The 25,552-nt window shown below is 70.3% G+C and carries 24 protein-coding genes and 2 pseudogenes; 9 read left to right on the top strand and 17 right to left on the bottom strand.

Annotated features, from left to right (window positions below; genetic code table 11):
- Window positions 1-4: 4 nt before the first annotated feature.
- Together BLW17_RS14395 and BLW17_RS14390 are read right to left on the bottom strand one after the other, a co-directional pair.
- Window positions 5-964 carry a YVTN family beta-propeller repeat protein gene (locus BLW17_RS14395; protein WP_197055261.1) on the bottom strand — a complete coding sequence of 320 codons (960 nt, stop codon included), beginning with the start codon at window positions 962-964 and terminating at the stop codon, window positions 5-7.
- Window positions 965-972: 8 nt separating this feature from the next.
- Entirely contained in the window at window positions 973-2,241 is a 1,269-nt protein-coding gene (locus tag BLW17_RS14390) for an ABC transporter substrate-binding protein (RefSeq protein ID WP_081969093.1), read from the bottom strand.
- Window positions 2,242-2,408: 167 nt separating this feature from the next.
- Here BLW17_RS14390 and BLW17_RS14385 point away from each other — a divergent pair, with 167 nt between their 5' ends.
- The 3 genes from BLW17_RS14385 to BLW17_RS14375 all read left to right on the top strand — a co-directional run bounded on the left by BLW17_RS14385 (window position 2,409) and on the right by BLW17_RS14375 (window position 4,516).
- On the top strand, window positions 2,409-2,942 hold the full coding sequence (locus BLW17_RS14385) for a DUF3280 domain-containing protein (protein WP_052176305.1): 534 nt from the start codon (window positions 2,409-2,411) through the stop codon (window positions 2,940-2,942).
- A 63-nt stretch (window positions 2,943-3,005) separates the two neighbouring features.
- Window positions 3,006-3,509, top strand: coding sequence for an SRPBCC family protein (locus tag BLW17_RS14380; protein WP_244507338.1), 504 nt, complete (start codon window positions 3,006-3,008; stop codon window positions 3,507-3,509).
- Window positions 3,506-4,516: a YncE family protein gene (locus BLW17_RS14375; RefSeq protein ID WP_074826947.1), complete on the top strand. Its 1,011-nt coding sequence runs from the start codon at window positions 3,506-3,508 to the stop codon at window positions 4,514-4,516. The genes BLW17_RS14380 and BLW17_RS14375 overlap by 4 nt, the downstream gene beginning before the upstream one ends.
- On the opposite strand, the gene BLW17_RS14370 is transcribed toward BLW17_RS14375, so the two are convergent.
- From BLW17_RS14370 to gfa, 8 genes and pseudogenes are all read right to left on the bottom strand, one after another.
- Window positions 4,429-4,971, bottom strand: a complete 543-nt coding sequence (locus BLW17_RS14370) for a rhodanese-like domain-containing protein (RefSeq protein ID WP_036732356.1) — start codon at window positions 4,969-4,971, stop codon at window positions 4,429-4,431. The genes BLW17_RS14375 and BLW17_RS14370 overlap by 88 nt on opposite strands.
- On the bottom strand, window positions 4,968-5,801 hold the full coding sequence (locus BLW17_RS14365; RefSeq protein ID WP_036732354.1) for a substrate-binding domain-containing protein: 834 nt from the start codon (window positions 5,799-5,801) through the stop codon (window positions 4,968-4,970). Before BLW17_RS14365 ends, BLW17_RS14370 begins: the two co-directional genes overlap by 4 nt.
- Window positions 5,801-6,496: a c-type cytochrome, methanol metabolism-related gene (locus BLW17_RS14360; protein ID WP_036732353.1), complete on the bottom strand. Its 696-nt coding sequence runs from the start codon at window positions 6,494-6,496 to the stop codon at window positions 5,801-5,803. The genes BLW17_RS14365 and BLW17_RS14360 overlap by 1 nt, the downstream gene beginning before the upstream one ends.
- A gap of 483 nt (window positions 6,497-6,979) precedes the next feature.
- Window positions 6,980-8,776: pseudogene (locus tag BLW17_RS14355) on the bottom strand (methanol/ethanol family PQQ-dependent dehydrogenase); the annotation flags it as partial.
- Window positions 8,777-8,982: 206 nt separating this feature from the next.
- Window positions 8,983-9,816, bottom strand: coding sequence for an S-formylglutathione hydrolase (fghA, locus tag BLW17_RS14350; protein ID WP_036732351.1), 834 nt, complete (start codon window positions 9,814-9,816; stop codon window positions 8,983-8,985).
- A gap of 240 nt (window positions 9,817-10,056) precedes the next feature.
- Window positions 10,057-10,716 carry an ATP-dependent Clp protease proteolytic subunit gene (locus BLW17_RS14345; protein WP_036701096.1) on the bottom strand — a complete coding sequence of 220 codons (660 nt, stop codon included), beginning with the start codon at window positions 10,714-10,716 and terminating at the stop codon, window positions 10,057-10,059.
- Between the two features lie 76 nt (window positions 10,717-10,792).
- Window positions 10,793-11,920 carry an S-(hydroxymethyl)glutathione dehydrogenase/class III alcohol dehydrogenase gene (locus tag BLW17_RS14340; RefSeq protein ID WP_036701093.1) on the bottom strand — a complete coding sequence of 376 codons (1,128 nt, stop codon included), beginning with the start codon at window positions 11,918-11,920 and terminating at the stop codon, window positions 10,793-10,795.
- 107 nt (window positions 11,921-12,027) lie between these two features.
- Window positions 12,028-12,606 carry an S-(hydroxymethyl)glutathione synthase gene (gene gfa, locus BLW17_RS14335; protein ID WP_036732349.1) on the bottom strand — a complete coding sequence of 193 codons (579 nt, stop codon included), beginning with the start codon at window positions 12,604-12,606 and terminating at the stop codon, window positions 12,028-12,030.
- Between the two features lie 209 nt (window positions 12,607-12,815).
- Between gfa and BLW17_RS14330 the strand changes: the two genes are divergently transcribed.
- Window positions 12,816-14,243: a mannitol dehydrogenase family protein gene (locus BLW17_RS14330; protein ID WP_231572744.1), complete on the top strand. Its 1,428-nt coding sequence runs from the start codon at window positions 12,816-12,818 to the stop codon at window positions 14,241-14,243.
- Window positions 14,236-15,714: pseudogene (locus tag BLW17_RS18980) on the top strand (UxaA family hydrolase). Before BLW17_RS14330 ends, BLW17_RS18980 begins: the two are co-directional and overlap by 8 nt.
- A gap of 6 nt (window positions 15,715-15,720) precedes the next feature.
- On the opposite strand, the gene BLW17_RS14320 reads toward BLW17_RS18980, so the two are convergent.
- From BLW17_RS14320 to hrcA, 3 genes are read right to left on the bottom strand one after another with little or no spacing between them, the layout of a single operon-like run.
- The gene (locus tag BLW17_RS14320) at window positions 15,721-16,818 is read right to left on the bottom strand and encodes an N-acetylglucosamine-6-phosphate deacetylase (RefSeq protein WP_074826943.1); all 1,098 of its coding nucleotides are present in this window, start codon (window positions 16,816-16,818) and stop codon (window positions 15,721-15,723) included.
- A gap of 25 nt (window positions 16,819-16,843) precedes the next feature.
- Window positions 16,844-17,410, bottom strand: a complete 567-nt coding sequence (locus BLW17_RS14315) for a nucleotide exchange factor GrpE (RefSeq protein ID WP_036701082.1) — start codon at window positions 17,408-17,410, stop codon at window positions 16,844-16,846.
- Window positions 17,411-17,414: 4 nt separating this feature from the next.
- Window positions 17,415-18,491: a heat-inducible transcriptional repressor HrcA gene (gene hrcA / locus BLW17_RS14310; RefSeq protein WP_052176461.1), complete on the bottom strand. Its 1,077-nt coding sequence runs from the start codon at window positions 18,489-18,491 to the stop codon at window positions 17,415-17,417.
- A gap of 124 nt (window positions 18,492-18,615) precedes the next feature.
- On the opposite strand from hrcA, the gene rph reads away from it, so the two are divergent.
- The 4 genes from rph to hemW are packed head-to-tail and all read left to right on the top strand — an operon-like array spanning window position 18,616 to window position 21,455.
- Window positions 18,616-19,338, top strand: a complete 723-nt coding sequence (gene rph, locus BLW17_RS14305) for a ribonuclease PH (RefSeq protein ID WP_036702614.1) — start codon at window positions 18,616-18,618, stop codon at window positions 19,336-19,338.
- Complete coding sequence (gene rdgB, locus BLW17_RS14300; protein WP_036734398.1) at window positions 19,335-19,940, top strand: RdgB/HAM1 family non-canonical purine NTP pyrophosphatase; 606 nt, start codon at window positions 19,335-19,337, stop codon at window positions 19,938-19,940. Before rph ends, rdgB begins: the two co-directional genes overlap by 4 nt.
- Window positions 19,933-20,307: a RidA family protein gene (locus BLW17_RS14295; RefSeq protein WP_036734428.1), complete on the top strand. Its 375-nt coding sequence runs from the start codon at window positions 19,933-19,935 to the stop codon at window positions 20,305-20,307. The genes rdgB and BLW17_RS14295 overlap by 8 nt, the downstream gene beginning before the upstream one ends.
- Complete coding sequence (gene hemW, locus BLW17_RS14290; RefSeq protein WP_036734400.1) at window positions 20,304-21,455, top strand: radical SAM family heme chaperone HemW; 1,152 nt, start codon at window positions 20,304-20,306, stop codon at window positions 21,453-21,455. Before BLW17_RS14295 ends, hemW begins: the two co-directional genes overlap by 4 nt.
- A 9-nt stretch (window positions 21,456-21,464) precedes the next feature.
- Here hemW and BLW17_RS14285 read toward each other — a convergent pair whose 3' ends face one another.
- From BLW17_RS14285 to mnmG, 4 genes are read right to left on the bottom strand one after another with little or no spacing between them, the layout of a single operon-like run.
- Window positions 21,465-22,343, bottom strand: coding sequence for a ParB/RepB/Spo0J family partition protein (locus BLW17_RS14285; RefSeq protein ID WP_036734403.1), 879 nt, complete (start codon window positions 22,341-22,343; stop codon window positions 21,465-21,467).
- Window positions 22,336-23,124, bottom strand: coding sequence for a ParA family protein (locus BLW17_RS14280; RefSeq protein WP_036734405.1), 789 nt, complete (start codon window positions 23,122-23,124; stop codon window positions 22,336-22,338). Before BLW17_RS14280 ends, BLW17_RS14285 begins: the two co-directional genes overlap by 8 nt.
- Window positions 23,121-23,693 carry a 16S rRNA (guanine(527)-N(7))-methyltransferase RsmG gene (rsmG, locus tag BLW17_RS14275; protein WP_074826938.1) on the bottom strand — a complete coding sequence of 191 codons (573 nt, stop codon included), beginning with the start codon at window positions 23,691-23,693 and terminating at the stop codon, window positions 23,121-23,123. Before rsmG ends, BLW17_RS14280 begins: the two co-directional genes overlap by 4 nt.
- Window positions 23,690-25,546: a tRNA uridine-5-carboxymethylaminomethyl(34) synthesis enzyme MnmG gene (gene mnmG / locus BLW17_RS14270; protein WP_036734409.1), complete on the bottom strand. Its 1,857-nt coding sequence runs from the start codon at window positions 25,544-25,546 to the stop codon at window positions 23,690-23,692. The genes rsmG and mnmG overlap by 4 nt, the downstream gene beginning before the upstream one ends.
- Between the last annotated feature and the right edge of the window lie 6 nt (window positions 25,547-25,552).

Genomic DNA, 25,552 nt, shown 5'->3' with positions numbered 1-25,552 from the left:
GGGGTCATTCGGGCGCCACGACGACGCCCCAGGGCTGCTGGCCGACCTGGATCGACTTCAGCGCCCGGCCCGAGGCCACGTCGATCACCGTCACGTCGTTCGAGTTGCCGTTGGTGGTGTAAAGCCGGCTCTGGTCGGCGTTGAAGGCGAGCTGCCAGACCCGCTGGCCGACGAGGATGTAGTCGGTGACCTCAAGGCTTTTGCCGTCGATCACCGCCACGCGGTTGGCGGGGCCGAGGGCCACGAACACCTTGCTGCCGTCGCGGGTGGCGCGGATGCCGACCGGCTGGATCGCCTCAGGCAGGACGCCGGGGATCTGGAACCCGATGGTCTTGACCACGGTCTGCGTCGCCGGGTCGATCACCGACACCGTGCCGCCGATCTCGGCCGAGACGAACAGCGTCTTGCCGTCGGCGGTGAACTCGGCAAACCGCGGGCGCTGGTCCACCAGCACGTTGGCGGTGATCTGATAGGTCTCGGTGTCGATGAAATGCGCCATGTTGGTGGTTTCCGAGGTGTTGATGACGGTCTTGCCGTCCGGGCTCACGCCCATCCCCTCGGGTTCCACGCCGACCGGGATCTCGGCCAGCATCTGATGCGTCTTGGTGTCCACCACGGTCACGAGGTTGTCGTCCTCGTTCGCGATGTACAGCCGCCCGCCGTCGGGGCTGAGCACGAACAGCTCGGGGTCGGGGCCGCTGGGCAGGGTGTGGGTTTCCTGCATCGTCCGGGGGTCGAAGACCCGCACGAGGTCGTCGTCCGAGGCGCAGACGTAAAGCTCGCGCCCATCCGGCGAGAGTGTGATGCCGCGCGGGCGGTTGCCGACCGGATAGTGGCCCACGACCTCGAGCGTCTCGTCGTCCAGCACGGTGACGTCGTTGCCCTTTTCGTTGGTCACATAGACCCGGGCAGCCAGCGCCGGGTTGGCCGTGGCGAGCAGGATCAGCGTCAGGGCGATGCGCATGGCGGACCTCAGAACTTGCATTGGGTTTCGGGGCGGTCGATGCCCAGCGTGTCGAGCGCGGTGACCTGGTGCAGATAGGCGTCCTGCGGACTGACGCTGGCCATCAGAAGGCCGGTGGTCAGCAGAATCGGCTGGCGCAGCTGGTGGTCCCAGTCACGCACGGTCAGCTTCTGTCCCTTGAAGCCAGCGACCTGGAACTCGGGCGAGAGGATAAAGGCCTTGAGCGCGGCGGGATCGGTGGTCCGCGCCCGCGTCGCCGCCTCGCCCACCATGCGGACGGCGAGCCAGGCCTGGTAATCTTCCTCGCGCATCGGGCGGTGGGCCAGCGCCTCGAAGCGGTTCTGGAACTGGGTCGCGCCCCATGCCTCCATCGCCGGGTGCCAGCTGCGCGGGACGAGACCGGCCGAGCCTGCCACGGGGCGCGCGTCCCAGGTCTGATAGGGCAGGTAGCCGGCAAAGATCCCGGCCGCGTCGGCGGCGATCAGGATGTCGTGCTCGGGCGCACGCTGGGTGAAGACCGGCATCTGCGCCTGCACCTGCACGTGGCCCGAGTCGGTGCGGCGGGCGCCGCTGGTGTCCTGGAACACCCGTTCCTCGACGATCTTCGCGCCGAACTTGGTCGCGGCGCGGGTCCAGGCGGCGGCGAGCGCGGTATCCTCGGGGTGGCTGCCGGCGACGAGGAACCAGCGCGGCCAGCGCTTCCACATCAGGAACTGCGCCAGCGCGTCGGTCAGCATCGCGTCCGAGGGCGCCACGTGGATCACGTTGGCGCGGCAGTCCGCCCCGCGCAGCGCGTCGCCGCGGGCGCGGGCGTTCAGGATCAGCGCCCGGTCCCCGGCGTGGTCGGCCAGCGCCAGCGTGGTGGCGTCGTCGGCGAGCGTCACCACGAACTGCACCCCCGCCCCGATCAGCGCGCCCAGCTCGGCCGCGGCGGTCTCGGGCGTGGCGGTCGCCTCGGTGGTGTCGAAATCCTGGCCCATGAAGCGGCCGGTGGTGTCGTTGTCCTCGGTCCCGAGCCGCGCGCCGACGAGCCCGAGGTCGGCGGGCGGCATCTCGAGCCGCGAGATCGGCGGCAGCCCGGCGCGGTCCACGCGCAGGACGCCGATGCGGATGACCTGCGGGGCGGGCGTCTGGGCCGCGACGGAGGGGGGTGCTGTGGTCTGGGGCGCGGCCGTCTGGGCGGTCGGCGCCGGCGTCTGGGCCAGCGCGGGCGCGGCGCCGAGCGCCGCCGCGAGGGCCGCGACCCGCCAGATGCTGCGATGCTGCGCCGGTGCCATGACGGCCCTCCCCCACCACACCGGCGCGTGGCGCCGGGCTTCCCCGTGCCAGTCTTGGCGGCGCGCGCCGCGGGTGCAACCCGGCAATCGTTCCGAGGCCGATTGCCACCTTTCCCTGCGACGTTCGGCTGATGGACGCCGCCTTGGCCAGCGCTACCATGCGCCCCATGACCACCCCGGCCCGCCTTGCGTCCGTCCTGCCCGCCGCCGCCCTCGCGGCCCTGCTGGCGCTGCCGGCAGCCGCCGCGACGCCGGTCACGGGGCCGCCCCCCGCGCCGGGCAGTGCGGTCTGGTTCGGGCTGCACTTCATCGACACCTCGACCGAGGGCGCTATCAACGGCGTGCGCGCCGACGAAACCGCGCGGGTCGAGATGGCCGAGGATTTCATCGCCGCCGACCTGACCCGCCGCGGCTTCACCCTGACCGAGCCGCCGCCCGAGGCGGTGGCCGCGATCCGCAACCCCGTCCACTCGAACCGCCGCGACACCCGCATCGCCGCCGAGATGGGCGCGCGCTACGCCATCTCGGGCGAGGTGCAGAAGGTCTCGAACCTCATCCTGTCGGTGAACCTGCACGTCCGCGACGCGGCGACCGGCGCCACGGTGCGCGCGGGCGCGGTCGATATCCGCGGCAACACCGACGACAGTTTCCGGCGCGGCTACAGCTACCTGCTGCGCAACCTCATCTTTCGGGAGAAATAGATGCGACCCCTGACGACGAAGGCCGTGACCCTGGCGCTGGCGGCGCTGCTGGCGAGCGGCGGGATGGCGCTGGCGCACGGCCCGGTGCGGCTCAAGCTCGAGCTGGACGAGGTGCTGAACGCCTCGCCTGACGAGGTGTGGGCGGCGATCGGCAAGTTCGACGACATGAGCTGGCATCCCGCCGTCGCCCGGACCGAGATGACCGCCGACAGCCCCGACGCGGTGACGCCCGAGAAATCCACCCGCGTCCTGCATCTCAAGGCCGAGGGCGGCGATCCGACGATCACCGAGACGCTGACCAAGCATCAGCCCGAGAAGCGCTGCTACGGCTATCTCATCAAGGCGGTCGAGGTGACGGTGCTGCCGGTCACCAACTATGCCGCGACGCTGTGCGTCAACGACGCGGGCGGCAAGGCGAAGGTGGTGTGGAAGGGCGGGTTCTACCGCGGCTATCCCAACAACGAGCCGCCGCCCGAGCTGAACGACGAGGCCGCGACCAAGGCCGTGACCGGGGTCTATCAGGCCGGGCTCGACGCGCTGGCCGAGCGGTTCGGCAAGGCCGAGTGAGGCGCCTCGCGGCCGCGCTGCTGCTCGCCGCCGGGCCGGCGGGGGCGGGCGATCTGGCCGTGGTGACCTCGCAGACGGCGCAGGCGGTGAGCCTCGTCGATCTCGACAGCGGGGCGGTGCGGGTCACGGTGCCCGTCGCGGGGGCGCCCGCGCCGGTGGCCTATGACCCGGCGGCGGGGCGGGCCTATGTGATCTCGGCCGAGACGGGGGCGCTGACGGTGCTGGGCGCCGACGGCGCGGTGCTGCGCCAGCAGGCGTTGGGCGAGGGCAGCTTCGGCATCGCGCTCGACCCCGCCGCGGGGCGGATGTTCGTCACCGACTGGTACGGCGCGCGGCTGCGCTGCCTGACGCTCGACGGCGCGCCGGTGTGGGCGGCGGCGACCGGCCCTGCGCCCGCCGGGGTGGCGCTGTCGGGGGACGGGCGGGTGGTGGTGACCGCCGACCGCGACGCGGACCGGCTGTCGGCCTTTGACGCCGCGACCGGCGCGCCGCTCTGGCAGGCGCCGACCGGCACCCACCCCTACGCCGTCACCTTCCACGCCGGGCGGTTCTGGACCGCCGATGTCCAGTCCGACAGCGTGACGGTGATCGACGCCGTCACGGGCCGCGTCACAGGCCGGGTTGAGACGGGCAGCCACCCCTATGGCGTGGCCTTCGCCGCCGGCAAGGGCTTCGTCACCGACCAGTATGCGGCGACGGTGACGGTGTTCGACGCCGAAACCCTCGCCCCCCTCGGCCGGATCGAAGTGGGCGACTACCCCGAGGGGATCGCGGCGCTCAGCGACGGGCGGCGGCTGGCGCTGGCGAACTGGGACGCCGACACGCTGACCGTCATCGACGGCGAGACGCTGACGGTCGAGGCGACCATCGACGTGCCCGCCGGGCCGCGCAGCTTCGGGCTGTTCGTCGGCCCGGCGCCTCAGTCGGCGGGGACGGCCGGGACCAGCGCCCGCCCCTCGGCCGCCCAGGCGTCGGTGCCGCCGGGGAACCAGCCGACCCGGCCATAGCCCAGCGCCACCGCGCGGCGCGCGGCATTCCAGCTCATCCAGCAGTCGGCCTTGCAGAAGAACACCAGCGCCGCCCCGCGGTCGCCGTGGCTCAACCGCTCGAGCGCCGCGACGAAGCCGCGCTCGACCTCGGGGGCGAGGCGGTCATAGCCAGTGTCGGCCAGCCAGATCGCACCGGGCAGGGTGTCATGGCGCGGGGCGCGCCACAGCGTTCCCTCGGGCAGTCCGGCGGGGCGGCGGGTGGCGGGCAGGACGTCGATCAGCACCGCGCCCTGTGCCTGCCAGTCGGCGGTGCCGGCGGCGTCCAGCACCGTGGCGCCGGCCAGCGTGTCGGGGACCCGGGCGCGGTAGGGCTCGCCGCGGTAGCCCTGCGGCTCGGGCACGGCGGATTCGGCGGCGGCCGCCGCGCCCAGCCCCGCCAGCAGGCAGGCCAGCGCGGCGGCGCGGCGGATCATGGCTTCAACGCCTTGCCGTAGTCGTCGACCAGCGGCACCCCGGCGTCGCGCAGGATCGCGTCGATCTCGGCCTGGTTGCGGCGGATCAGGCTGTTCAGCTCGCGCTTCCAGTCCTGCTCGCTCGGCCGCACACCGAGGGTGATGCGGTAGAAGAGCCGCGGCCCCCCTTCTTCCTTGAGCAGCGGCACGAACTGCAAGTCGGGGGCGTCCTTGACCAGCGGCCCGGCGAGTGGCCCCCACAGCACGGCGGCGTCGAGCGTCCCGTTGCGGACGCCGTCCAGCATCTCGCCCACCGGGTTCTCGACCCGGCGATCGACGAACAGATCCCAGCCGCGCATGTCCTTGGCGAGCCCCGCGCGCGCCATGTGGGTGGCGGGCGGCGTGCCCGCGACGACGCCGAGGTTGCGGCCCTTGAGCGCCGGGTCGGTCAGATGGTCCACCCCGGCCAGCGGGCCGTCCTTGCGGGTGACGATGCCGTAGACCGAGGTGTAGTAATGGTTGGTGTTCTGCACCAGCTCGTCGCCCTGGGCGTAGCCCATGATGACGTCGCAGTTGCCCTCGCGCAGGGTCTTGCGGACGAAGCCGGTGCCCTGCGGAAACCAGAAATACTCGACCGACAGGTTCAGCTTTTCGGCGAAGAGCGTGGCGAGCCGGTTCTCGAACCCCGAGCCGTCCTCGGCCGACATCGGCACCGCCGCCGGATCGGCGCAGACCCGGAAGGCGGTGGTCGAGCGCAGCTCGGCCAGCTGCGCCGCGACCGGGACCGCGCCGAGGCTCAGCGCGGCAAGGGTTAGGGCCGCGAGCGCGAGGGCCGCGGAACCGGCGCGCATCAGCCGCTCATGCAGGAATCTTCCTGCTTGGCGAAGTCGTCGGACTTGTCGGCCCGGTTGGCCGGCCGCCCGCGCGGGATGGCGCCGGTGCCGTGGGCGAGCAGATAGGCGTAGATGTCATCGACATAGCACCACACGTTGCGGTTGGTCCCGAAGGCCGGCATCACCTGGTTGGCCTGTCCGGTGCCGACGTTCTGCTTGCCCGAGGCCACGATCTGCTGGAACTCGTAATAGTCGATCTTGTTCACGACCGAGTCCTTGAGCGCCGGAGCGTAGGTCGAGCCCTCGCCGTCGGGGCCGTGGCAGACGTGGCACTCGGCGTGGTAGCGGCGGTAGCCCGAGAAGCTGGCGTAGTCGAGCTTCCCGTCCTCGATCTTGAAGGTCGGGATGCCCTCGGCGTTGTACCAGCGGCCGTTTTCCATGTGGTCGGGGGTGATGTCCATGCCGTTGGGCAGGACCGGGCCGGCGGCCGCTGCGGCTGCTGCGCTCGTCGCTGGCGCGGCCGCAGGCGCCGCCGCCGGGGCCGGTGCGCTGTTGCCCGAGGCCGCGGCCGCTGCCCCGGCCCCCGAGGTCGCCGCGGCGGCCCCCGCCCCGGCGGTGGCGGGATCGGGCGCGGCAGTCTGGGCCTCGGCCACGGTGCCCAGCGCCAGCAGGCTGCCAAGCGCCAGGACGGCTGCGGTCCTTGTAACGGTCATCGGCTGTATCTCCTCCAAGCGGTGCGGTCTCCTCCGAACCGAACCGCCCCGAGGTTAGCCTCGGGGCGGATCATCTGTGCAGTCACACTTTGGTGGCACGGGGCGCAAAGGCGCCCCGCCCCCTCAGTTCGAGGGCTTCGCGGCCGGGGTCCCGGCGGGCGCCTCGTTGGGCGAGACGGTGCCGGTCTCGACCGCCGAGCTGCCGCCCTGACCAGCCGCGGGCGCGGTCGGATCGGCCGCCATGCCGGACATGCCGCCCATCCCGGACATGCCATCCATCCCCGACATGCCACCCATGCCGGACATTCCCGACATGCCGTCCATGCCGGACATGCCGCTCATGCCGCCCATACCCGACATGCCCGACATTCCGTCCATGCCGGACATTCCGCCCATGCCGCTCATGCCCGACATGCCGCCCATTCCGGACATGCCCGACATCCCCGACATGCCGCTCATGCCCGTCTGGGCCGCGCCGCCGCCCGGCAGTTCGAAGACCGTCAGCTGGCCGCCGAGCTCGGTGTAGTCCGAGAGCGCGGCATAGCCGCCGACCGCGCCCAGACCCTCGTTCGGGTTGGTGAGGCCCGCCGCGAGGCCGATGCCGGCCCAGCCGCCGACGCCCGACAGCACGCCGACATACTGCTTGCCGCCATGCTCATAGGTCATCACGTTGCCGATGATCCCCGAGGGCGTCTTGAACTTGTAGAGTTCCTTGCCGGAGGTGGCGTCCACCGCCTTCAGGTAGCCCTCGAGCGTGCCGTAGAACACCACGTCGCCCGCGGTCGCCAGCGCACCGGACCAGACCGAGAACTTCTCGGGCAGCGACCACTTGATCTCGCCCTTGACGTTGTCCCAGGCGATGAAGTTGCCCATCCCGCCGTGGCTGTTCGGGGCCGGATACATCGACAGCGTGGCGCCCACATAGGGCTGGCCGGCGGTATAGGCGACGCGGAACGGCTCGTAGTCCATGCAGACGTGGTTGGTCGGCACGTACATCAGGTTGGTCTTGGGGCTGAACGCCGCCGGCTGCTGGTCCTTGGTCCCGAGCGCCGCCGGGCAGATGCCGGTGGTGTTGGTGTCCTCGCCGTTCTGGGCGGTCGAGAACTCGGGCACCACCTGCGGGCGGCCGTACTGGTCGCTCGCCGGGTCCATGACCACCTCGGTCGCCCAGTTCACCGCCGGGTCGTACTTCTCGGCCACCAGCAGCTCACCCGACTCGCGGTCGAGCGTATAGGCGAAGCCGTTGCGGTCGAAGTGGGTCAGCAGCTTGCGCGGCGCGCCGTTGAAGTCCTGGTCGGTCAGGATCATCTCGTTGACGCCGTCGAAGTCCCACTCGTCATGCGGGGTCATCTGATAGACCCACTTGGCCATGCCGGTGTCGGCGTCGCGGGCGAAGATGGTCATCGACCACTTGTTGTCGCCCGGACGCTGGGCCGGGTTCCAGGTCGAGGGGTTGCCGGTGCCGTAGTAGATCAGGTTCAGGTCGGGGTCATACGAGAACCAGCCCCAGATCGAGCCTCCGCCGATCTTCCACTGGTCGCCTTCCCACGACTTGAGCGAGCTGTCGGCGCCGACCGGCTTGCCGAGCGACATGGTCTTTTCGGGATCCATCAGCATCTCGGCGTCGGGACCGGTCGAATAGGCCTTCCACGCCTCGGTGCCGTCCTTGATGTTGAGCGCGGTCATCCGCCCGCGGACGCCGTATTCGCCGCCCGAGATGCCGACCATCAGCTTGTCCTTGACCGGCATGGTGGTCGCGGTCAGCGTCTCGCCGATGGCGGGGTCGCCGACCTTGTGGGACCACTTCGGCTCACCCGTCTTGGCGTCCAGTGCCACCACGGTGGTGTCGGCCTGCGACAGGAACACCATCCCGTCGGCGTAGCTGAGGCCGCGGTTCACCGTGTCGCAGCACATCACCGCGATCACGTTCGGGTCCTGCTGCGGCTCGTAGCGCCACAGGATCTTGCCGTTGTCGTTGAGGTCGAGCGCGAAGACGTTGTTCGGGAAAGGCGTGTGGACATACATGATGTCCCCGATCACCAGCGGCGAGCCCTCGTGCCCGCGCAGCACCCCGGTCGAGAACGTCCACGCCACCCGCAGGTCGCCGACGTTCGAGGCGTTGATCTGGTCGAGGTTCGAATAGCGCGTGTTGGCGTAGTCGCCGGTCTGGATCGCCCACTGGGCGGGGTTGGCGGTCGCCTCCTTGACGCTGTCGTTGGCCAGCACGGCCGTAGCCGACAGGGCGAGAACGGCAGCGGTGCCGCTGAGCAGGTATTTCATGGGTGTCCTCCGCGTTGCGAGTGCCCGGCCTGTGGTCGGCGGACGCTCTCCCTGAGGTGAGCCTTTGCCCCGCGGGGGCGTGCGTCAACGTCGGGTTGCCGGGTTTCACCGTAAAGTCTGATGAGGAACTTCCGGGAAATGCGGGAACATTCGGCAATCCGGGGGCGGGAGGCCGCGGCGGCGCAACCTCCCGTTGGAGTCAGGCGTCAGGCCAGCCGTTCGGCGTGCCACAGGACGTGGTCGCCCATGAAGCTCTGCACGAACCAGTAGCTGTGGTCGTAGCCCGGCTGCATGCGGATCATGCCGGGCTGGCGGCGGGCCAGCATCGCCTCGGCCAGCGATTCGGGCTTGAGCAGGTCGAGGAACTGGTCGTCGCTACCCTGGTCGATCAGGATCTCGCCCGGATAGCCGCGCTCGCGCATGAGCAGCGTCGCGTCGTGGGGCGTCCAGGTGCTGCGGTCCTCGCCCAGATAAGCGGTGAACTGCTTGCGCCCCCAATCCGATTCGGTCGGATGGGCGATCGGGGCGAAGGCCGAGACGCTGCGGTAGCGGTCGGGGTGGGTCATGGCGATCGTCAGCGCGCCGTGGCCGCCCATCGAGTGGCCGGTGATCCCCTGCGCCTCGCGGTCCAGCGGGAAGGCGTCGAACACCACGCCCGGCAGCTCCTCCACGACATAATCCCACATCCGGAAATGCGGCGTCCACGGCGACTGCGTGGCGTTGACGTAGAAGCCCGCGCCCTGCCCGAGGTCGTAGGCCTCGTCGTTGGCCGCCCCCTCGCCGCGCGGTGAGGTGTCGGGAAAGATCAGCGCGAGCCCGGTCTCGGCCGCCCATTGCTGCGCCCCGGCCTTGGTCATGGCGTTCTCGTGCGTGCAGGTCAGGCCCGAGAGATACCAGAGCACCGGCACCGGCCCGCCCTCGGCGTCGGGCGGCAGGTAGACGGCAAAGGTCATGTCGGTGCCCGTCGCCTCAGATCGGTGGCGATAGACGCCCTGGGTTCCGCCGAAGCTGCGGTTTTCCGAGATGGTCTCGAGCGGCATGGGGAACTCCGGGTCACTGGAATGGATGGGGGGATGAAAGGCCGGGCGGGGGTCCGAGGCAACCGCAAAGCGCCGCGCCTCAGCCGAAGGGCGGGCGCGGAGGGCGCCGCCGGGGCCGGGGTATCTGGGCCAGACAGAAGGGTTGGGCGCGTGCGGACGCTGGGCCGTGCGGGTCCGACGTCAGCCGGGCTCGCGGGTGTGGGGCGGGTAGGCCCGAAGGCCCCCCGCCCCGCTTTGCCGTCAGGCGAGGTCGTCCACGCTGCGGATGACGCGGCCGAGCAGCCCGTAGTCCAGCGCTTCTTGCGTGTTCAGCCAGAAGTCGCGCTGGGTGTCCTTCTCGATCCGCTCGACGCTCTGCCCGGTGGCATCGGCGAAGATCTGGTTCAGGCGCTCGCGCATCAGCCGCACCTGTTCGGCCTGGATCATCATGTCCGACGAGGTGCCGCCGATCCCGCCCGAGGGCTGGTGGATCAGGAAGCGGGTGTTGGGCAGGCAGAAGCGGTTCTCGCGATCGGCACCGACGAAGATCAGCGCCCCGGCCGAGGCGACCCAGCCCGAGCCGATGGTCCGCACGGTCGGGCGGATGAACTTGATCACGTCGTGGATCATGTCGCCGGATTCGACGTGGCCGCCGGGCGACGAGATCAGCATGTTGATCGGCTTGTCGCTGTCCTCGGCCAGCGCCAGCAGGTGCGAGACGGTGCGCTGCGCCAGCTTGTCGTTGATCGGCCCGGCGACGATCACCGTGCGCGACTTGAAGTACAGCTTGGCGATCCGGTCACCGGCCGGCATCCCCAGCTCACCCTCTCCCTCGTCCTTGTGGCGGCGATCCTCGCGCGGCTCGTCCTCTTCCTCGTCGTCGTCGTCGTTCAGCAGATGGGGCGGAAACGGGCGCAGCATCGGGTCGTCCTTTCACATGGCACGGCGGGGGGCACGGATGCCCCCGCCGCGACCTTACCTAAGCATCCCTGAAGGATCAGTAAATGACGACCGAGCGGATGGATTCGCCGGCGTGCATCAGGTCGAAGCCCTTGTTGATCTCATCCAGCGTCAGCGTGTGGGTGATCATGGGGTCGATCTCGATCTTCCCGTCCATGTACCAGTCCACGATCTTCGGCACGTCGGTGCGGCCGCGGGCGCCGCCGAAGGCCGAGCCCTTCCACACCCGTCCGGTGACGAGCTGGAACGGCCGGGTGGCGATCTCGGCCCCCGCGGGCGCCACGCCGATCACGATCGACTGGCCCCAGCCGCGGTGGCACGCCTCGAGCGCCTGCCGCATCACCGTGACGTTGCCGGTGCAGTCGAAGGTATAGTCGGCGCCGCCGATCTGGTCGAAGGGCGTCTTGGTGAGGTTCACGATCTCCTGCACCACGTTCTCGACCTCTTTCGGGTTGATGAAGTGGGTCATGCCGAAGCGTTCGGCCATCGGCTTCTTGTCGGGGTTCAGGTCCACGCCGATGATCATGTCGGCCCCGGCGAGCCGCAGGCCCTGGATCACGTTGAGGCCGATCCCGCCGAGGCCGAACACCACGGCCTTGGCGCCGATCTCGACCTTGGCTGTGTTGATGACCGCGCCGATCCCGGTCGTCACGCCGCAGCCGATGTAGCAGATCTTGTCGAAGGGCGCGTCCTCGCGGACCTTGGCGACCGCGATCTCGGGCAGGACGGTGTAGTTCGAGAAGGTCGAGCAGCCCATGTAATGGTGGATCGGCGTGCCATCGAGCATCGAGAAGCGCGAGGTCCCGTCCGGCATCAGCCCCTGCCCCTGGGTGGCGCGGATCGCCGTGCAGAGGTTGGTCTTGCCCGAGAGGCAGGACGCGCACTGGCGGCACTCGGGGGTATACAGCGGGATGACGTGGTCGCCCGGCTTGACGCTGGTGACGCCGGCGCCGACCTCGACCACCACGCCCGCGCCCTCGTGCCCGAGGATCGAGGGGAACAGCCCCTCGGGGTCAGCGCCCGAGAGGGTGAATTCGTCGGTGTGGCAGATGCCGGTGGCCTTGATCTCGACCATCACCTCGCCGGGCTTGGGGCCGTCGAGATTGACCTCCATGACTTCCAGCGGCTTTCCGGCCTCTAGGGCGACGGCGGCACGGGTTCTCATCTCGGGGCTCCTCGGGTTCGGGTCATCAGGGTCTGATCGTGGTTCTGGTCATGGCTCGGGGGGCCGGCGCGAACCGGCCCCCGCGGGATGGCTTGGCCGGCGCCGGCTCAGACGTGCAGCGTGCCGAGCTTGCCGGATTTCTTGGCCACATGCGTGGCGATGGCGTCCATCAGCGGCGGCGAGAGCGCGTCATAGGGCTCGAGCCCGATCTCGCGCAACCGGGCGCGCACCGCGTCCATGCGGTCGGGGCTGACCCCCGATTCGATGATCGACGAGACGAAGGCGGCAAAGCCCGGCTCGGACCAGCCGTCCTCGTCCGACAGCTCGGTGTGGACGAAGTCAAGCCCGTAGAACGGGTGCTCGGTGTTCTCGATCCGCCCGTACATGTGCACGCCGCAGCCGGTGCAGGCGTAGCGCTGGATCGGGGCATCCTTGTTGACGATGGCGAGCTTGTCGCCGTTCTCGAGCACCTCGACCGCGTCGCGGCCGACGACGGCGATCTGGGCGAAGATCGCACCGTCGGGCTTCCAGCACTTGGTGCAGCCGCAGACGTGGTTGTGCGCGGTCTGGGCGCCGACGCGGACCTTGACCGGGTCGCTGGCGCAGTGGCAGGTCAGCGTCCCGCCGGAAAAGCCCGGCGCCGCGCGCGGGATGCCGTTGTCCACGGCGGGGTGGATGTTCACCATGGTTCGTCCTCCGCTAAACCATATGGCTGCGAGCGTGAGCCAGCGGCCGAGGTCGCGCAAGTCGGCGGAAAGTGGGGGATTTGCGGACGCGCCCAAGGGCCGGGTGGCCGCCGCGGCGCGCGGGGTTTGCATTTCACCGCGCTGTCGTTATCTCATCTGGTATACAATTTCTGACCGTCACACTCGTCGGGCCGTAAGGAGCCAATTGCGTGAGCCAACGCCTGACCCGCACCCCTGCGCACACACCGGCCCGCATCGTTCACCTCGGGCTTGGTGCGTTCTTTCGGGCCCACGGCGCGCTGGTGATCGCGCGCGCGGCCGCGGCGGCGGATGAGAACTGGGGGATCACCGGCGTTTCACTGCGCTCACCCGACACCCGGGATCGGCTGAAGCCGCAGGGCTGGGCCTATACGGCGGTCGAACTTGGCCCGGACGGCAGCCGGGCCCAGGTCGTCGAGATCCTTCGCGACGTGCTGGTCGCGCCCGAGGCGCCCGCCGCGGTGCTGGAGGCGATGGCCGCGCCAGAGGTTGCGGTCATCAGCCTGACGGTGACCGAAAAGGGCTATTGCCATGAACCGGCCACCGGGCGGCTGGACCGCAGTCATCCGGACATCCGCCACGACCTCGCTCACCCGCTGCCACGTTCGGCGCCGGGGTATCTGGTCCGCGCGCTGGCGCTGCGCCGGGCGCGGGGGCTGGGGCCGGTCACGGTCCTCTGCTGCGACAACCTGCCCGAGAACGGTCGGGTGGTGCGCGACGTGGTGACGGAACTCGCCGCGCTGATCGACCCGGCGCTTGCGGACTGGATCGCCGAGACGGTGGCGTTCCCCTTGAGCATGGTGGACCGGATCGTGCCGGCCACGACGGCAGCCGACATTGCCCGGCTCGAGGCCGCGACCGGCATTCACGATGCGGCCCCGGTCCTGCACGAGCCGTTCCTGCAATGGGTCATCGAGGACCGCTTTGCCGGGCCGCGTCCACGGGTCGAGGCCGCAGGGGCGCAGCTCGTGGCCGACGTGACCCCGTTCGAGCACATGAAGCTGCGGATGCTGAACGGCACGCATTCGGCGCTGGCCTATCTGGGCTATCTCTCGGGGCACGAGACGATTGCCGATACGATGGCGGACCCGGTGTTCGCGGCCTTCGTGCAGGGGCTGTGGCGCGACGAGATCATTCCGGTTCTCGACGCCCCGCCGGGCGTCGATCTGGGTGCCTATGCACAGGCGCTTGCATCGCGCTATGCCAACCCCGCGATCCGCCACCGGACCTGGCAGATCGCCATGGACGGCAGCCAGAAGCTGCCGCAGCGCATCCTCTCGACCATCGCCGAGGCGCGCGCCGCGGGGCACCCCGTGCCGGGGCTGACGCTCGCGGTGGCGGCCTGGCTGCGCTACGTCTCGGGGAAGGACGAGGCAGGCGAGGCGATCGACGTGCGCGACCCGCTCGCCCCTGAGCTCGCGGCGCTGTGGCGCGACTACGATCCGGCGGCGACGGTGGACGGGTTCCTGCAGCTTACGCAGGTGGTGCCGCCGGCCTTGGCCGGGGACGCCGGGTTCCGCCGCGACCTCACTGCCGCGCTGACCCGGTTAGTGCAACAGGGGGCGCGCGCGAGCGCCCGGGAGGTGACGCATGGCTGACGAGATTATCCTCAACCCCGCCGACAGCGTGGCGATCCTGACCGCACGGGGAGTGGCGCCGCAGGGGCACAAGGTGGCGCTGCGCACGATGGCGCCCGGCGAGGCGGTCATCAAGTACGGGCAGGTGATCGGCTACGCGACCGCGCCGATCTCGCCGGGCGAGCACGTCCATACGCACAACATGGTCTTTGGCGAGCATGGCCGCGACTACGCCCCCGGCGCGGGGCTGGCCGCGGCCGAAGCGGCGCGCGACCGCTTTGCCGGGCCGCAGGACAGCTTTCTTGGCTATCACCGGCCGGGCGGGTAGGTCGGCACACGGAACTTCATCGCGCTGGTGGCGACGGTGAACTGTTCCGCCACGGTGATCCGCCGGGCCGCGGAAGAGCTGCGGATCGAGGGCGCGCTCGACGCGTATCCGAACGTGGACGGGGTAGCGGCCTTTGCCCACGGCACGGGTTGCGGGATGGCCGCGACCGGCGAGGGGTTCGGGGCGTTGCAGCGGGTGCTCGCGGGCCACGCCGGGCATCCGAACGTCGCGGCCGCGCTGTGCGTCGGGCTGGGCTGCGAGGTGATGCAGATCGCCCGGATGAAGCAGGGGCTGGGCGAGGCGGCGCGGTTCCACGGTCTGACCATCCAGGAGACCGGCGGCACCCGCGCCACGATCGACGCCATCAAGGCGCGGGTGCGCGAGATGCTGCCCGAGGTGAACCGCGCGACCCGCGCCCCGGCGCCGCTCTCGGCGCTGGCGATCGGGCTGCAGTGCGGCGGCTCGGACGGGCTGTCGGGGGTGACCGCCAACCCGGCGCTGGGGGTGGCCTGCGACATGCTTGCCGCGCAGGGGGCCTCGGTCGTGCTGTCGGAGACCTCGGAGATATATGGTGCCGAACGGTTGCTGCTTGACCGGGTGGCGCGGCCCGAGTTGGCCGACCGGCTGCTGGCGCAGATCCGCTGGTGGGAGGATTATTGCGCCAGGAACGGCGGCTCGATGGACAACAATCCCAGCCCGGGGAACAAGGCCGGCGGGCTGACGACGATCCTCGAAAAGTCGTTGGGTGCGGTGGCCAAGGCCGGCAGCTCGCCGCTCAACGACGTGCTGGCCTATGGCGCGCCGATCACCGCGCCGGGGCTGAGCTTCATGGATACGCCGGGGTATGACCCGGTGTCGGTCACGGGGCAGATCGCGGGGGGCGCGCAGCTGATCGTGTTCACCACCGGGCGCGGGTCGGCGTTCGGTTCGAAACCTGCGCCGACGATCAAGCTGGCCACGAACGACCGCCTTTACGTGGCGATGCCGGACGACATGGACCTGAACTGCGGCGACGTGCTGTCGCAGGGGGTCAGCCTCGAGGCGAAGGCGCGCGAGATCGTGGCGCTGATCGTGGCGACGGCCTCGGGTCAGGTCACCAAGAGCGAGGCGCTGGGGCTTGGGGACAACGAGTTCGTGCCCTGGCAGATCGGCGCGGTGATGTAGGCGCGATCAGTCCAGCGCTTCGGTGAGGAAGCGCGGTTTGAGCGCGGCGTCCCATAGCAGCAGGTCGGCGGCGGGCTGGGATTCGAGCGACGGTTCGGCGCCGATGACGCGGGCGGGGTTGGTGATTGCCATGCGCAGAGCGGTTTCCAGGGGCTGGCCGAGGGTCTTGGCGAGACGGGCGACCCCGTCGGCCATCGTCGTGTGGGCGCCGGCGAGGCGGCCTTCGGCGTTGATCAGGCGGCCGTCGGCCACGCGGATCGTCTGGCCGTAGAGAGTGAAGTGGTCCGGGCCGCCGACCGTGGGCATGGCGTCCGAGACGATGTGGCACCGCCCGGCACCGTGGGCGCGCAGGGCGAGGGTCAGCATGGCGTCGCTGACGTGGTGGCCGTCGCAGATCATGCCGATCTCGGCGTCCGAGAGGATCGCTGCGCCGACCATGCCGGGCTCGCGCCCCTGCATCTGCGACATGGCGTTGAAGAGATGGGTGAAGTTGCGGGCGCCTGCGGCCAGCGCGGCCTCGGTCTCGGCGGCGGTGGCGTCGCTGTGGCCGAGCGAGACGACCACGCCGGCGGCGGTGAGGCGGCCGATCTGGGTGGGGGTGGCGGCCTCGGGCGCGAGGGTGAGGAGCAGCGGGATGCCGTCGGCGCGCAGTGACTCGGCCAGCGTCAGGGTGCGGTCGTCGAGGGGGCGGATGTGGCGCGCGGCGTGGGTGCCGCGGCGGGCGGGGGCGATGTGGGGGCCTTCGAGGTGCAAGCCGAGCAGCCCGGGGGTGCCCCAGACGGCGCGGATGGCGGCGGCGACGGCCTCGGCGACCTCGGGGGCGTCGGTGATGAGCGTGGGGAGGAGCCGGGTGGTGCCGAAGCGGCGATGCGCGGCGAGGATCGCGGCGATCCCCTCGGGTGTGGGATCGGCGTTGAACAGCACCCCGCCGCCGCCGTTCACCTGCAGGTCGATGAGCCCGGGGCTCACGATGCCGGCGATAGGCCGGGCGTCCGCCGGCGGGTCCGGGACGATCTGCGGGGGGTCCGACAGGCGCAGCGCCACGCGGCGGACGAGGCGGTGGCCGTCGAACACCGCCTCGGGTCGGAGGATCGGGTCAGGCATCGGGCCGAGGCCGTCCCCGCGCCGCTCAGCCGGCGCTGGCCGGGGTCGAGGACACGCCGACCTGCGCCGCGCGCAGCAGCCGGTCGTGCAGCATGAAGCCGTTGGACATCACCTGAATGATGTCGCCGGCGCTGGTGTTCGGGACCGGCGCCTCGAACATCGCCTCGTGGCTCTGCGGGTCGAAGCGGTCGCCCGGGGCGGGGCTGATGACCCGGATGCCGTGGCGGGAGAAGACGTTCTGCAGCTCGCGCAGGGTCAGCTCGACCCCTTCGATCAGCTGCGGGGCGGCGGCGCGCTCGGCCCCCGCCGCCTCGATCGCGCGGTGCAGGGCGTCATAGACGGGCAAGAGGTCGCGGGCGAGGCGTGAGCCGCCGTAGTTCTCGGCCTCGCGGCGGTCCTTGTCGGCGCGCTTGCGGGCGTTCTCGGCATCCGCCAGCGCCCGCATGAAGCGGTCGCGGTAGTCGTCGCGCTCGGCCGCCAGCGCGGCCATCGGGTCCGCGGCGTCCTGGTCGAGCAGGTCGTCGAGCGCCGTGGGGCGGTCGGCATCCAGCGGAATGTCGGACAGGTCGTTGGGGTTTGGCGTGTCGCTCATCGTCTCATCCTTTCCGGTCGGACAGCACCCGACCGACCAGCTGGGCGGTGTAATCCACGATCGGGACGATGCGCCCGTAATTGAGCCGGGTCGGCCCGATCACGCCCACGGCGCCCACGATCTTTCGGTCAGCGTTCATATAGGAGGAAACGACGAGAGAGGAACCCGAAAGTGAGAAAAGCTGGTTCTCGGAGCCGATGAAGATGCGCACCCCCTCGCCCTCTTCGGCGAGTTCGAGGAAGCGGGCGATGTCGCGCTTGCGCTCGAGGTCGTCGAAGAGGCTGCGGATGCGGTCGAGGTCGGCGGCCTCGTGTTCCAGAAGATGCGCGCGGCCGCGGACGATCAGGCGCGGATCGGGGGCCTCGGCGTCCCACGAGGCGAGACCGGCCTCGGCGAGCTGGGCGGCGAGGCTGTCGATCTCGCGCCGACCCTGGGCGATGTGGGTCGCCATGTCGCGGCGCAGCTCGGCCAGCGTATGGCCCTCGGCGCGGGCCGAGAGGAAGTTGCCGGCCTCGCGCAGCGAGCTGGGAGTCTGGCCGGGGGGCGGGCTGAACAGGCGGTTTTCCACCCGGCCATCGGCGAAGACGAGGATCACCAGCGCCCGGTCGGGGGCGAGGCTCACGAACTCGATGTGCTTCAGCGGCGCCTCGGCCTGGCGCGGCATCAGCACCACCGAGGCGCCGCGGGTGAGGCGCGAGAGGGCGGTCGAGACGCGGTCGAGCAGCGCGCCCGTGTCGGGGGCGGTGTCGCCGACGATCTCGGCGATCATGGCGCGGTCCTCGGGGCGGATCGGCCCGGCCTCCATCAGCCCGTCCACGAAGAGGCGCAGGCCCTGCTGGGTCGGGAAGCGGCCGGCCGAGACATGGGGGCTTTCGAGCAGCCCCATGTATTCGAGATCCTGCATCACGTTGCGGATCGTCGCCGCCGACACGGCCATGCCGCGGGTCAGCGTGCGCGAGCCGACCGGCTCTCCGGTCTCGAGGTAGAGCTCGACCACGCGGCGGAAGACCTCGCGCGAGCGGTCGTTCAGGTCGGCGAGCGGACCTGCGGGCGGGCTGGGCGGGTTGGCGGGGTCGGGCATTCGGGTTGCGGTGGCGCGGGCGAGGCCTGTATCTGGACGGGCCGGGCAATGCGGCCCCGGCGGAAGCGGCGGCAGGTGCCCGGCGCGGACCGGGCCCGACAACCGGGCGGGAAAGGATCACCCCATGCGACCCTCTGGCAGGACGTTAGGCGAATTGCGGCCGATTTCAATCGAAACCGGGGTGATGGCCCATGCCGAGGGCTCGTGCCTGATCCGGGTCGGCAACACCCATGTCCTTTGCTCGGCCTCGGTTGAGGACAAGCCGCCACCGTTCCTGCGCGGCACCGGGCAGGGCTGGGTCACGGCGGAATACGGGATGCTGCCGCGCGCCACCCATACCCGCAACCGGCGCGAGGCGGCGGCGGGCAAGCAGTCGGGAAGAACGCAGGAGATTCAACGGCTTGTGGGTCGTGCGCTGCGGGCCGGCGTGGACCGGCCGGCGCTGGGAGAGCGGCAGATCGTCATCGACTGCGACGTCATCCAGGCGGACGGCGGCACCCGCTGCGCGGCGATCACCGGCGGGTGGGTGGCGCTGCGGCTGGCGGTGAACCGGATGCTCGCGGCGCGGGTGCTGACCAGCGACCCGATCCTCGATCACGTCGCGGCGGTAAGCTGCGGCATCTATGCCGGGCAACCGGTGCTGGATCTCGACTATGCCGAGGACAGCGAGGCCGGGACGGACGGCAACTTCGTCCTGACCGGCGCGGGCCGGCTGATCGAGGTGCAGATGTCGGCCGAGGGCGCCGCGTTCTCGCGCGCGCAGATGGTTGAGCTGCTGGATCTGGCCGAGCAGGGCGTGGCCGGACTGGTCGCGGCGCAGAAGGCGGCGATCGGGGCGGCGGCATGAGCGCGTGGGCCGGGCGGACGCTGCTGATCGCCACGCACAACGCCGGCAAGCTCGAGGAGATGCGGGCGTTGTTCGCGCCGCTGGGGATCACCGTGACGGGCGCGGCCGAGCACGGGCTTCCCGAGCCGGCCGAGACCGAGGAGAGTTTTGTCGGCAATGCCCGGATCAAGGCCCGCGCGGCGATGGAGGCGACTGGGCTGCCGGTGCTGGCGGACGACAGCGGGATCACCGTGGACGGGCTGGACGGGGCGCCTGGTGTGCACACCGCGGACTGGGCCGAGACCGGCGCGGGCCGCGACTTCATGCAGGCGATGCGGCGGACGTGGGAGGCGCTCGAGGCGCGGGGCGCCCCCGAGCCGCGGCGGGCGCAGTTCCGGGCGACGCTGGTGCTGCTGACGCCCGAGGGCGACGAGCAGGTGTTCGAGGGTGTCGCGCCGGGGCGGCTCGTGTGGCCGCCGCGCGGGGCGCTGGGGCACGGGTATGACCCGATGTTCATCCCCGACGGGCATGACCGGACCTATGCCGAGATGGATTTCGCCGAGAAGAATGCCATCAGCCACCGGGCCCGCGCCTTTGCAGCGCTGGAGGCGGCACTTGCGTAGGATCTCGAGCGGGTCGCCGTTCGAGGCGGAGCTGGGCTACAGCCGGGCGGTAGTGAAAGGGCCGTGGTGTTTCGTCTCGGGCACCACGGGCTATGATTACGCCGCGATGGCGATGCCCGAGGGGGCGGCGGATCAGGCGGAGAACGCCTTTTCCACCATCGCGACGGTGCTGGCCGATGCCGGGTTCGGGATGAGCGACGTGGTGCGGGTGCAGTACACTGTCACAGACGCTGCGCTCGTCGGGGAGATCGCGCCGGTTCTCGCGCGCTGGATGGGCGAGGTGCGGCCGGCAGCGACGATGGTGGTGGCCGGGCTGATCCGGCCCGAGATGAAGGTCGAGATCGAAGTGACGGCGTTGCGGGAATGAGCGAGGACTGGCGGAACGGCGGGTTCGGGCTTTACGTCCACTGGCCCTTCTGCGCCTCGAAATGTCCGTATTGCGATTTCAACAGCCATGTCGCGGTGACCATCGACCAGGGGCGGTGGCTGGCGGCCTATGTGGCCGAGATCGCCCGGGCTGCGGCAGAGACCCCGGGTCGGGTGCTGGGCAGCCTGTTCTTCGGCGGCGGCACGCCCTCGCTGATGGCGCCGGAGGTGGTGGCGGGGGTGATCCACGCCGCACGGGCGGCGTGGCCGCTGGCCAACGACATCGAGATCACCCTCGAGGCCAACCCCGGCAGTGTCGAGCGGGGGCGGTTCCAGGCCTATGCCGACGCCGGGGTGAACCGGCTGTCGATGGGGGTGCAGGCGCTCGACGACGCCGATCTGCGCCGGCTGGGGCGGATGCACACCGTCGCCGAGGCGCGGGCGGCGTTCGACGTCGCGCGGGGATGCTTCGGCCGGGTGAGTTTCGATCTGATTTATGCCCGGCAGGACCAGTCGCGCGAGGCCTGGCGACGGGAGTTGCGCGAGGCGCTGTCGATGGCCGTGGATCACCTGTCGCTTTACCAGCTGACCGTCGAGGACGGGACAGTGTTTGGGGCGCGGGCCGCGGCCGGGAAGCTGCGCGGTCTGCCGGACGATGATCTTGCCGCTGATATGTATCTGGAAACGCAGGATATTTGTGCCGCGCACGGGATGCCGGCGTATGAGGTCTCGAACCATGCGGCGCCGGGATCCGAGAGCCGGCACAACCTCGTCTATTGGCGACAGGGGGATTGGGTCGGGATCGGGCCGGGCGCGCACGGGCGGGTGACGCTCGACGGTCAGCGGTGGGCGACCGAAGCGCCGCGGGCGCCGGGCGCGTGGTTGGCTGCTGTTGATGCCGGGTCCGGCGAGGCGCCGCGGGTGGTGGTGCCGCGGGACGAGCAGGCCACGGAGTATCTGCTCATGTCGTTGCGGCTGGCCGAGGGAATGGACTTGGGACGCTATGCGCGGCTGGCCGGCCGGGAGCTGGATGCGCGGGCCGTCGAGGAGCTGCGCGGCATGGGGTTCGTCGAGACCGACGCGGACCGGCTGCGGGTCACGGCCGCGGGGCGGCCGGTGCTCAATGCGATCCTGCGGGCGCTGGCCTGAGGCGCTGGCTCAGTCGCCGGCGCTGAGGAGCTGGCAGAGACGGTCGAGCTGGTCGAGGTCGCGGTAGGTGACGGTCAGGCGCCCGCCGTCTTGGCCGACGTGTTCGATCCGGACACGCATCCCGAGTTGCGCACCGAGATCCGATTCGATGGCGCGGGTGTCAGCGTCTTTTTCGGCGCGGGGCTTTTCGGCGGGGGTCTCGCGCTTTTGCGTCGCCTGACGGGCCAGCGCTTCGGTTTCGCGCACCGACAGGCCGCGCTCGATGACCCGGCGGGCCAGCGCGACCGGGTCGGGCGTCGTGATCAGGGCGCGGGCGTGGCCTGCGCTCAGCTTGCCGTCGCGGACGAAGGTCTGGACCTGCTCGGGCAGGTTCAGGAGGCGCAGCAGGTTGGAAATGTGGCTGCGGCTCTTGTCGAGCGCCTCGGCCAGCTTGTCCTGGGTGTGGCCGAAGCGGTCCATGAGCTGGCGGAACGAGGCGGCCTCCTCGATGGCGTTGAGGTCGGCGCGCTGGATGTTCTCGATCAGTGCGACCTCGAGCACCTCGGTGTCGTCCAGTTCGCGGATAATCACTGGAAGTTCATGGAGTTGCGCGATCTGGGCCGCGCGCCAGCGGCGTTCGCCGGCGACGATCTGGTAGAGGCCCGGCTCGGTCGGGTGCGGACGGACGATCAGCGGCTGCAGCACGCCGCGGTTCTTGAGCGAGGCCGCGAGTTCGGCGAGCGCGTCGGGGTCGAAGACGCGGCGTGGCTGGTCGGGGTTGGGCGTGATCTGTTCGACCGGAATCGCACGGGTCGGCTGCGGGCTGCTACCCGGGGTCAGGTCGACGTCGGCCATCAGGGCGGACAGGCCGCGGCCAAGGCTGGCTTTGCGGGGGCGGGCGTCAGCCATGGGCGGGCTCCGTTCTGCGGCGGTCGGCGGCGGCGGTGATCTCGCGCGCGAGGGCGCGATAGGCGGCGCTGCCCTTGGACGCGGGGTCGTAGTGGATGACCGGCAGCGCGTGCGAGGGCGATTCGGAGACGCGCACGTTGCGGGGGACGACGGTGTCGAAGACCAGCGGGCCGAGGGTTTCGCGGGCGTCGGCCTCGACCTGTTGGGAGAGGTTGTTACGCGAGTCCGACATGGTGAGCAGCACGCCCTCGATCCGTAGTCGCGGGTTGGCGCTGCTGCGGACCTGGCGGACGGTGAGCATCAGCTGCGAGAGGCCTTCGAGGGCGTAGAACTCGGCCTGCAGGGGGACGACGAGGCTGTCGGCGGCGACCATCGCGTTGAGGGTGAGGAGGCCGAGGGCGGGCGGGCAGTCGATGAGGACCGTGCCTTCGGCATCGGTCAGCGCGTCGGCGAGCAATTGGACGCGCCGAGCGCGGTCGGCGATGTCGAGTTCTGCCGACGCGAGATCGGCGGTCGCCGGGATGACGCTCAGGCCGGGGTGGGCCGTCGGACGAATGCAGTCAGACAGGCGGGCGTCGCCGATCAGCAGGTCGTAGCTGCTCGGTTGCCGCTGGTGGGCGGGAATGCCGAGGCCGGTCGAGGCATTTCCTTGCGGGTCGAGGTCGAGGATGGTGACGCTGCGCCCCAGTTCAGCCAGCGCCGCGCCGAGGTTGATCGCCGTCGTGGTCTTGCCGACCCCGCCCTTCTGGTTGGCGATGGCGATGATCTGACGGTCGGTCACGCGGAAAGCCTGTCGAGTTGCAGAATGGCGGCCTCGGGGTCGGTCACGCTCGGGTGTGCGATGACGCGGTAGTTAGGGAGTGGGCCCGCAGCCTCGAGTTCCGCCTGCCAGTTGCGCCCCTTCATCAGCCAACCCGTCCCGCCCAGTGCCAGATGCCGGTCAAGATATGGCACGAGGCGGCTCAAGGGGGCAAGCGCACGGGCGCTGAGGTGGCGGGCATTGGCCGGGGCGAGAGTTTCGATGCGCGCCGCAACGGCCTCGCACTGGGGGAGATCGAGGGTGCGGATGGCGGAATGCAGGAAGGCAACCTTGCGGCGGTCGGATTCGACGAGCCGGGTCGGTCGTTCAGGGTGGCAGATTGCCACGACGAGGCCGGGCAGACCGCCGCCGCTACCGATGTCCAGCCAGTCGCCGTCGGCAGGCGCAAGGTCCGCCAGTTGGGCGCTATCGGCAAGGTGGCGTTCCTCGAGGTTGGCGAGTGTCGCAGGTGCAACGAGGTTGATCGCCGGGTTCCATTTGCGGATCAGGCTCGCGTAGGTCGCCAGTCGTGCTTCACGTGAAGCACTCATGCCGCCGACCGGCCAGCACGAATATGGGCGAGGATGAGCGTCAACGCCGCTGGGGTAATCCCCTCAATGGCGCCCGCCGCCGCCACGGTGGCCGGGCGGTGCGCGGTCAGTTTGGATTTCAATTCGTTGGACAGACCGGGCATCGCGCTGAAGTCAAGCCAGTCGGGGATCGCGATGGCCTCCAGACGACGAAGGGCGTCCGCGTCACGGTCCTGGCGTTCGGCGAACTGAGCGTAGAGGGCGTCGGCTCGGACCATCTCCAGCGCGGTGGGGTCGGCGGCGCCTTTATCTGCCAAGGCATCAAGGACGATCGAGGGATCGAGGTCGGGTTGCGACAGCAGCGTGAACAAGGTGCGGCGCTGACCGTCCTGCCGGGCCGGAAAACCCCTTGCCGCCAGATCGGTCGGCGTCAGCGAGATGCTTTCGGTCAGCGAGCGGAGGCTCTGATAGCGGAGAAACTTCTCCGTGAACACAGCACGGCGGTCATCTGCGACGAGACCGGTTTCAATCCCCGCCGGAGTGAGCCGCCGGTCGGCGTTATCGCTGCGTAGGGACAGCCGGAACTCGGCCCGCGAGGTGAACATCCGGTAAGGCTCGGTGACACCGCGGGTGGTCAGGTCGTCGATCATCACGCCAATGTAGCTGTTGGAGCGGCTGAACGGGACCGGGGGCCGGCCCGTAATCGCGCAGGCCGCGTGCATGCCAGCGACCAGTCCCTGGGCCGCCGCCTCTTCATAGCCGGTGGTGCCGTTGATCTGGCCAGCCAGGTACAGACCCCGCACGGCACGCAGTTCGAGCGTCGGCTTAAGTGCGCGAGGGTCGATATAGTCATACTCGACGGCATAGCCTGGCTGCACGATCTCGGCGGCCTCCAGGCCGCGGATAGACCTTACATAGGCAAGCTGCACGTCCTCGGGCAGTGATGTCGAGATGCCGTTCGGATAGACCAGCGGACTGTCGTGCCCTTCCGGCTCAAGGAAAATCTGATGCGAGTCCTTGTCGGCGAAGCGGACGACCTTGTCCTCGATTGACGGGCAGTATCGCGGCCCGATCCCGTCGATACGACCGCCGTACATGGCCGACCGCCCGAGGTTGTCGCGGATGATCTGGTGGGTGGCCGCGTTCGTGTGCGTGATCGCGCAGGACACCTGCGGGGCGACAGGGGCCTCGCTCAGGAACGAAAGCATCGCGGGATCGTCGTCCCCGGGCTGCTGGTCAAGCTCATCCCAGGCGATGCTGTTGCGGGCCAGACGGGGCGGCGTCCCTGTCTTCAGGCGCCCCAGCGGCAGGCCGAGGGCCAGCAGCGCGCCGCCAAGCCCCTGTGCAGCCTGCCCGCCCCAACGACCCGCGGGGCGCGATACGTCGCCCACATGGATGATGCCGTTCAGGAACGTCCCGGCAGTCACGATGACCGCGTCCGCCGCAATTTCCGTCCCGTCCGCCAGGATCAGGCCTTCCACACCATCGTCGCCAATCTGCAACCCGGAGACTTCCCCGAGGACAAGTTCAATGCCCTCATAGCTGGCCAGCCCCTCGCTGGCGGCGGCGCGGTACAGGCCCCTGTCGGCTTGCGCCCGAGGCCCCTGAACGGCCGGCCCCTTGCGCCGGTTGAGCAAGCGGAACTGGATCCCGGCGGCATCGGCAAGCCGCCCCATCAGCCCGTCCAGCGCATCGATTTCGCGCACAAGATGGCCCTTCCCCAGGCCGCCAATCGCAGGGTTGCACGACATGCTTCCAGCATCGTCCGCCCGCATCGTTACCAGTGCAACGGACACGCCGAGGCGGGCCGCAGCAGCAGCAGCCTCCAGCCCAGCGTGGCCAGCCCCGATCACGGCGACATCAAAATGCTTCACGTGAAA

Origin of the sequence: Paracoccus sanguinis, from assembly GCF_900106665.1 — a bacterium.
GTDB lineage: Bacteria > Pseudomonadota > Alphaproteobacteria > Rhodobacterales > Rhodobacteraceae > Paracoccus > Paracoccus panacisoli.
Note: the sequence above shows the minus strand (reverse complement) of the source record. Positions and strands in the feature narration are given on the sequence as shown.

Bases quoted from the DNA above. Each gene is read 5' to 3' on its own strand.
- BLW17_RS14395 (WP_197055261.1), bottom strand. From the start codon at position 964: ATGCGCATCGCCCTGACGCTGATCCTGCTCGCCACGGCCAACCCGGCG.
- BLW17_RS14390 (WP_081969093.1), bottom strand. From the start codon at position 2,241: ATGGCACCGGCGCAGCATCGCAGCATCTGGCGGGTCGCGGCCCTCGCG.
- BLW17_RS14385 (WP_052176305.1), top strand. From the start codon at position 2,409: ATGACCACCCCGGCCCGCCTTGCGTCCGTCCTGCCCGCCGCCGCCCTC.
- BLW17_RS14380 (WP_244507338.1), top strand. From the start codon at position 3,006: ATGGCGCTGGCGCACGGCCCGGTGCGGCTCAAGCTCGAGCTGGACGAG.
- BLW17_RS14370 (WP_036732356.1), bottom strand. From the start codon at position 4,971: ATGATCCGCCGCGCCGCCGCGCTGGCCTGCCTGCTGGCGGGGCTGGGC.
- BLW17_RS14365 (WP_036732354.1), bottom strand. From the start codon at position 5,801: ATGCGCGCCGGTTCCGCGGCCCTCGCGCTCGCGGCCCTAACCCTTGCC.
- BLW17_RS14360 (WP_036732353.1), bottom strand. From the start codon at position 6,496: ATGACCGTTACAAGGACCGCAGCCGTCCTGGCGCTTGGCAGCCTGCTG.
- fghA (WP_036732351.1), bottom strand. From the start codon at position 9,816: ATGCCGCTCGAGACCATCTCGGAAAACCGCAGCTTCGGCGGAACCCAG.
- BLW17_RS14345 (WP_036701096.1), bottom strand. From the start codon at position 10,716: ATGCTGCGCCCGTTTCCGCCCCATCTGCTGAACGACGACGACGACGAG.
- BLW17_RS14340 (WP_036701093.1), bottom strand. From the start codon at position 11,920: ATGAGAACCCGTGCCGCCGTCGCCCTAGAGGCCGGAAAGCCGCTGGAA.
- gfa (WP_036732349.1), bottom strand. From the start codon at position 12,606: ATGGTGAACATCCACCCCGCCGTGGACAACGGCATCCCGCGCGCGGCG.
- BLW17_RS14320 (WP_074826943.1), bottom strand. From the start codon at position 16,818: ATGCCTGACCCGATCCTCCGACCCGAGGCGGTGTTCGACGGCCACCGC.
- BLW17_RS14315 (WP_036701082.1), bottom strand. From the start codon at position 17,410: ATGAGCGACACGCCAAACCCCAACGACCTGTCCGACATTCCGCTGGAT.
- hrcA (WP_052176461.1), bottom strand. From the start codon at position 18,491: ATGCCCGACCCCGCCAACCCGCCCAGCCCGCCCGCAGGTCCGCTCGCC.
- rph (WP_036702614.1), top strand. From the start codon at position 18,616: ATGCGACCCTCTGGCAGGACGTTAGGCGAATTGCGGCCGATTTCAATC.
- rdgB (WP_036734398.1), top strand. From the start codon at position 19,335: ATGAGCGCGTGGGCCGGGCGGACGCTGCTGATCGCCACGCACAACGCC.
- hemW (WP_036734400.1), top strand. From the start codon at position 20,304: ATGAGCGAGGACTGGCGGAACGGCGGGTTCGGGCTTTACGTCCACTGG.
- BLW17_RS14285 (WP_036734403.1), bottom strand. From the start codon at position 22,343: ATGGCTGACGCCCGCCCCCGCAAAGCCAGCCTTGGCCGCGGCCTGTCC.
- rsmG (WP_074826938.1), bottom strand. From the start codon at position 23,693: ATGAGTGCTTCACGTGAAGCACGACTGGCGACCTACGCGAGCCTGATC.